The 4,619-nt window shown below is 64.2% G+C and carries 4 protein-coding genes; 2 read left to right on the forward strand and 2 right to left on the reverse strand.

Annotated features, from left to right (window positions below; translation table 11 throughout):
- Nucleotides 1–86: 86 nt before the first annotated feature.
- Entirely contained in the window at nucleotides 87–1,781 is a 1,695-nt protein-coding gene (locus tag IVB47_RS22950; RefSeq protein WP_247464522.1) for an AMP-binding protein, read from the reverse strand.
- 80 nt (nucleotides 1,782–1,861) lie between these two features.
- Complete coding sequence (locus IVB47_RS22955) at nucleotides 1,862–3,055, reverse strand: serine hydrolase domain-containing protein (protein ID WP_247357447.1); 1,194 nt, start codon at nucleotides 3,053–3,055, stop codon at nucleotides 1,862–1,864.
- A 348-nt stretch (nucleotides 3,056–3,403) separates the two neighbouring features.
- On the opposite strand from IVB47_RS22955, the gene IVB47_RS22960 reads away from it, so the two are divergent.
- Together IVB47_RS22960 and IVB47_RS22965 are read left to right on the forward strand one after the other, a co-directional pair.
- Nucleotides 3,404–3,724, forward strand: coding sequence for a hypothetical protein (locus tag IVB47_RS22960; RefSeq protein WP_027566114.1), 321 nt, complete (start codon nucleotides 3,404–3,406; stop codon nucleotides 3,722–3,724).
- Nucleotides 3,725–3,846: 122 nt separating this feature from the next.
- On the forward strand, nucleotides 3,847–4,619 hold a 773-nt coding region (locus IVB47_RS22965; protein ID WP_247464524.1), incomplete at its 3' end, for an aldehyde dehydrogenase family protein.

Below are 4,619 nucleotides of genomic sequence, written 5' to 3' on the forward strand. Positions count from 1 at the left end.
TGACCCAGTATTCCAGAGCCGTTAGTGGGCTACGGAGAAGCCGCGGCGTACTGGATGCCCCGCCTTCGCGGGGAATGACAGGCAACCTACGCAGTCTTCGCGGCCTTCAGCCCAAGCCGTTGCTCCACCTGGTCGCGCATCAGGAATTTCTGGATCTTTCCGGTCACGGTCATCGGAAACTCGTCGACGAATTCCACGTAACGCGGAATCTTGTTGTGGGCGATCTGGCCGTCGCAGAAGGCGCGCACCTCTTCCAGCGTCAGCGTCTCGCCGGACCTGACGCGGATCCAGGCGCAGAGTTCCTCGCCGTAGCGGGTATCGGCAACGCCAAAGATCTGCACATCCTGGATCTTGGGATGGCGGTACAGAAATTCCTCGATCTCGCGGGGATAGAGGTTCTCGCCGCCGCGGATCACCATGTCCTTGATGCGGCCGACGATGTTGCAATAACCCTGGTCGTCGATGACGGCGATGTCGCCGGTATGCATCCAGCCGTTGGCGTCGAGCACATCGGCGGTCTTCTCCGTTTCCTCCCAATAGCCCAGCATCACGCTGTAGCCGCGGGTGCAGAGCTCGCCCCGTTCGCCGCGTTTGACGATTCTGCCGTCGAGATCGACGACCTTGACCTCGACATGCGGATGGATTCGCCCGACCGTCGAGACGCGGCGATCGAGCGGATCGTCGACGGCGCTCTGGAAGCTGACCGGGCTCGTCTCCGTCATGCCATAGGCGATCGTGACCTCGCCCATGTTCATCTCGCTGTTGACGCGCTTCATCACTTCGATCGGGCAGGGTGCACCGGCCATGATGCCGGTGCGCAGCGACTTCAGATTGAAATTTGAGAATTCACCGTGGTCGAGTTCGGCGATGAACATCGTCGGCACACCGTATAGCGCGGTGCATTTTTCCTGCTCGATCGTTCGCAGCGTCGCGAGCGGATCAAACCCCTCGCCGGGATAGACCATCGTCGTGCCGAGCGTGACGGAGGCGAGGTTGCCCATCACCATCCCGAAGCAATGATAGAGCGGCACCGGAATGCAGATGCGGTCCTGTTCGGTGAGGCGCATGGCGCGGCCGACGAAATAGCCGTTGTTGAGAATGTTGTGATGGGTCAGCGTCACGCCCTTGGGCGATCCCGTCGTTCCGCTGGTGAACTGGATGTTGACGGCATCGTCGAATTGCAGGGAGGCATCGAGCGCGGCGAGCTGCTCGCGGTGCAAGGGTCCGCCCATGACGGCGGCCTCCTCGAACGGAATCGTGCCCGGATAGGCGGGGCCGCCGATCTGGATCACGATGCGCAAGGCCGGTAGCCGCGCGGCGCGCAATTGCCCGGGCTTGGCGGTCGCAAGCTCGGGCAACAGCGTGTTGAGCATGTCCATGTAGTTGCTGGTCTTGAACGCCGTCGCGGTGACGATGGCGCTGCATGCGACCTTGTGCAGCGCGAATTCCAGTTCGCTCAGCCGGTAAGCCGGATTAATCGTCACCAGGATGAGGCCGGCCTTGGCGGCGGCGAATTGGGTCAGCGTCCATTCCGGCCGGTTCAGCGACCAGATGCCGATCCGTTCGCCGCGTTCGAGGCCGAGCGCGACAAAGCCGGCGGCGAGCGCGTCGACCCGCTCGGCAAACTCCTTCCATGTCCATCTCACGCCGTGGCTGGGCGATACCAGCGCCTCGCGATCGCCCCAGCGCCGCGCGGCCTGATCGAGGCTGCGCCCGATGGTGTCGCCGAGCAGCGGCGTGTCGGAGATGCCGCAAACGTAACTGTCGGCTTTGTCTGTCAAGATCGTGTCCTCCAGTCAGGTGCGTGGACGGCCGGGACAACAAGCCCGGCCGTGACGCCTCGTGAGAGTCAGGCGGCGCCTTACGCCGCCTTCTGCCCGCTGCCGGCATCGAGCCCGGCATAGACGCCGCGCTCGAAGCCGGCAAAAGCCTCGAGACACTTTGCGTCGGCGAACGGCAGCAGCTGCATCAGGATCACGCCGGTGACGTCGCGCGCCGGGTCGATCCAGTAGTAGGTGTTAGCGAGGCCGGCCCAGGCGAGGCTGCCCGCGCTACGCCCCTCGGCGGTCTTGGCGGTGTTGATCATGAAGCTGAGGCCCCACTTCTTCACCTGCTCGGGATAGAGATCGACGTCATTGGTGTACATCGGCGCCGCCGTGGTCATCTTGCCCATGGCGAGATCGCCGATGTGATTCTGCCCCATCGTCGCGATGGTCTCGGCCTTCAGCACCTGATTGCCGTTGCCGCGGCCCTTGTTCAGGATCATCTGGGTAAACCTGATATAGTCGGCCGCGGTCGAATAAAGGCCGCCGCCGCCCATGTGGAATTCCGGCTCCTGCTCAAGCTCGAACGGGATCGCGGCGAGCTTGCCGTCCTCGCCGCGCGCATGCATGCCGACCAGGCGCTTGCGCATGTCGTCGGTGATCTTGAAGGCGGTGTCGCTCATGCCAAGCGGTGCGAACAGATTGTCGCGCAGATAGGCATCGAGGCGCTTGCCGCTGGCGGCTTCCACGGCCTTGCCGACGAAATCGATATTGGTGCCGTATTCCCAGCGCGTGCCGGGGTCGGTCATGATAGGCGTCTTCAATGCCGCGTTCTGGCAGGTGGTGATGGCGGGGATGCCGTTCTTGTCCAGATAGACCGCGAGATCGCCGTTCCACATGTTGTAGCAGAAGCCTGCCGTGTGGGTCATGAGCTGGCGCAGCGTGATCGGCCCCTTGGCCGGCCGCAGCTTGGCTTCGCCCTTGGCGTCAAAGCCTTCGAGCACCTGCGGCTTGGCGAGATCGGGCAACACCTCGCCGATCGGTGCATCCAGCGACAGCTTGCCCTGCTCGACGAGCTGCATCGCGCCCGCTGATGTCACCGCCTTCGTCATCGATGCGATCCAGAACACGCTGTCGGCGGTCATCGCGTCCGGCTTGGACAGGTCGCGTTTGCCGAACGCGCCCTGATACAGCACGTCGGTACCGCTGGCGGCGATGGCGACGACGCCGGGAATTTCCCCGGCCTCGCTCTTCTGGCGCAGAATCTGGTCGATCTCAGCTTTGCCTTGCATCCGCGTTTCCTCCGGTTTGATTATTGTTGGAAGCGATCGATTGTCCTCCCGCGTGCGCCGCGCGGCAAGCGCATCCGCGTACCTGCCGCGGTCGCGATGTCGTGACTTGACGGTCGGCTCCCCGCGCACGACGACAAAGCGGTTGAACTGCAACGCTCCGTCACAATCTGCGGTGGATGGCCGCAACCAGCTGTGACCGTGGATGGCTGCTGGCGCTATGTTTCGACTGTTTTGACGCACTTGAAACATTTTGTGAGCTGCGGCGTTCAGCTCTCGGCCGATCGACGGCCAACGTTAAGACTTGATGCAAATTTAGCGGCCGCCCACCGGCCGCGAGGGGGACCTCAGATGATTTCGACCTGGAGCGAATGGAAGCGCTATCCCCGTCCCGGACGGGGCGAAAATCTCGAGGCGCCGATCTCGCCCGGCATCTATGAGGTTCGCATCGCCGGCACCGGCGCGCTCTATTCATTTGGCGCGGTCGACAATCTGGCGCAGGCGCTGGCGCTACTGCCGGTCGGTTCAAAGTCCTGGTTCGGCCGCCGCAACGCGTCCGACGTCCCTGATCTCGAATATCGGACCTGCGCGACCTCCTCGAAGGCCGACGCCAAGGCCGCCGCCGAGCGCATGATCGGGCGGCGCGAGACCTATCTGAGCGGCGCGGCGTAAGTCCGCCGCTCCGAGCCTGGCTCCCAGCAGATGTGCGTTGCGGGACGGTGCATTGCGCGCCGCTTCTCCCTATATTCCGGCCGAACCGGAACAGCCCGCAAAAGCCCCGCAGGAGCAACGCCATGACCCCGACCGCCGCCGCACGTGCTCAGCACGCCACGTCCAATCTGCGCGACCGGTTGAAGGACCCGTCGCTTCTGAAGGAGGCTTGCTACATCGATGGCGCCTGGGTCGGCGCGCCGGTCTTCGCCGTCAACAATCCCGCGACCGGCGTCGAGCTCGCAAAGGTTCCGCAGCTTTCGGCCGATGACGCCACCACGGCGGTCGAGGCCGCCGAGCGCGCCTTTCCGGGCTGGGCCAAGCACACCGCCAAGCAGCGCTCCAATATCTTGCGCAAATGGTTCGAGCTGATCATCGCCAACCGCGAGGACCTCGCGCTGATCCTCACCTCCGAGCAAGGCAAGCCGCTCGCCGAAGCCCTCGGCGAAGTCGACATCGGCGGCGCCTATGTCGAATTTTTCGCCGAGGAGGCCCGCCGCGTCTATGGCGAGACGATTCCGACGCAGCGGCCGGATGCGCGCTTGCTCGCGATCAAGCAGCCGATCGGGGTCTGCGGCGCAATCACGCCGTGGAATTTCCCGAACTCGATGATCACGCGAAAGGTTTCGCCGGCGCTTGCGGCCGGGTGCACCGTGGTGCTGAAGCCCGCCAATGAAACGCCGCTGTCGGCGCTGGCGCTGGCCGCGCTCGCGGAGAAGGCCGGCGTGCCCAAGGGCGTGTTCAACATCATCACCGGCGATGCAGCGCCGATCGGCAAGGTGCTGTGCGAGCATCCGGCCGTGCGTTTCGTCGGCTTCACCGGCTCGACCGCGGTCGGCAAGATTCTCTACCGGCA

Origin of the sequence: Bradyrhizobium sp. 62 (assembly GCF_023073035.1) — a bacterium.
Taxonomy (GTDB): domain Bacteria; phylum Pseudomonadota; class Alphaproteobacteria; order Rhizobiales; family Xanthobacteraceae; genus Bradyrhizobium.

Bases quoted from the DNA above. Each gene is read 5' to 3' on its own strand.
- IVB47_RS22955 (WP_247357447.1), bottom strand. From the start codon at position 3,055: ATGCAAGGCAAAGCTGAGATCGACCAGATTCTGCGCCAGAAGAGCGAG.
- IVB47_RS22960 (WP_027566114.1), top strand. From the start codon at position 3,404: ATGATTTCGACCTGGAGCGAATGGAAGCGCTATCCCCGTCCCGGACGG.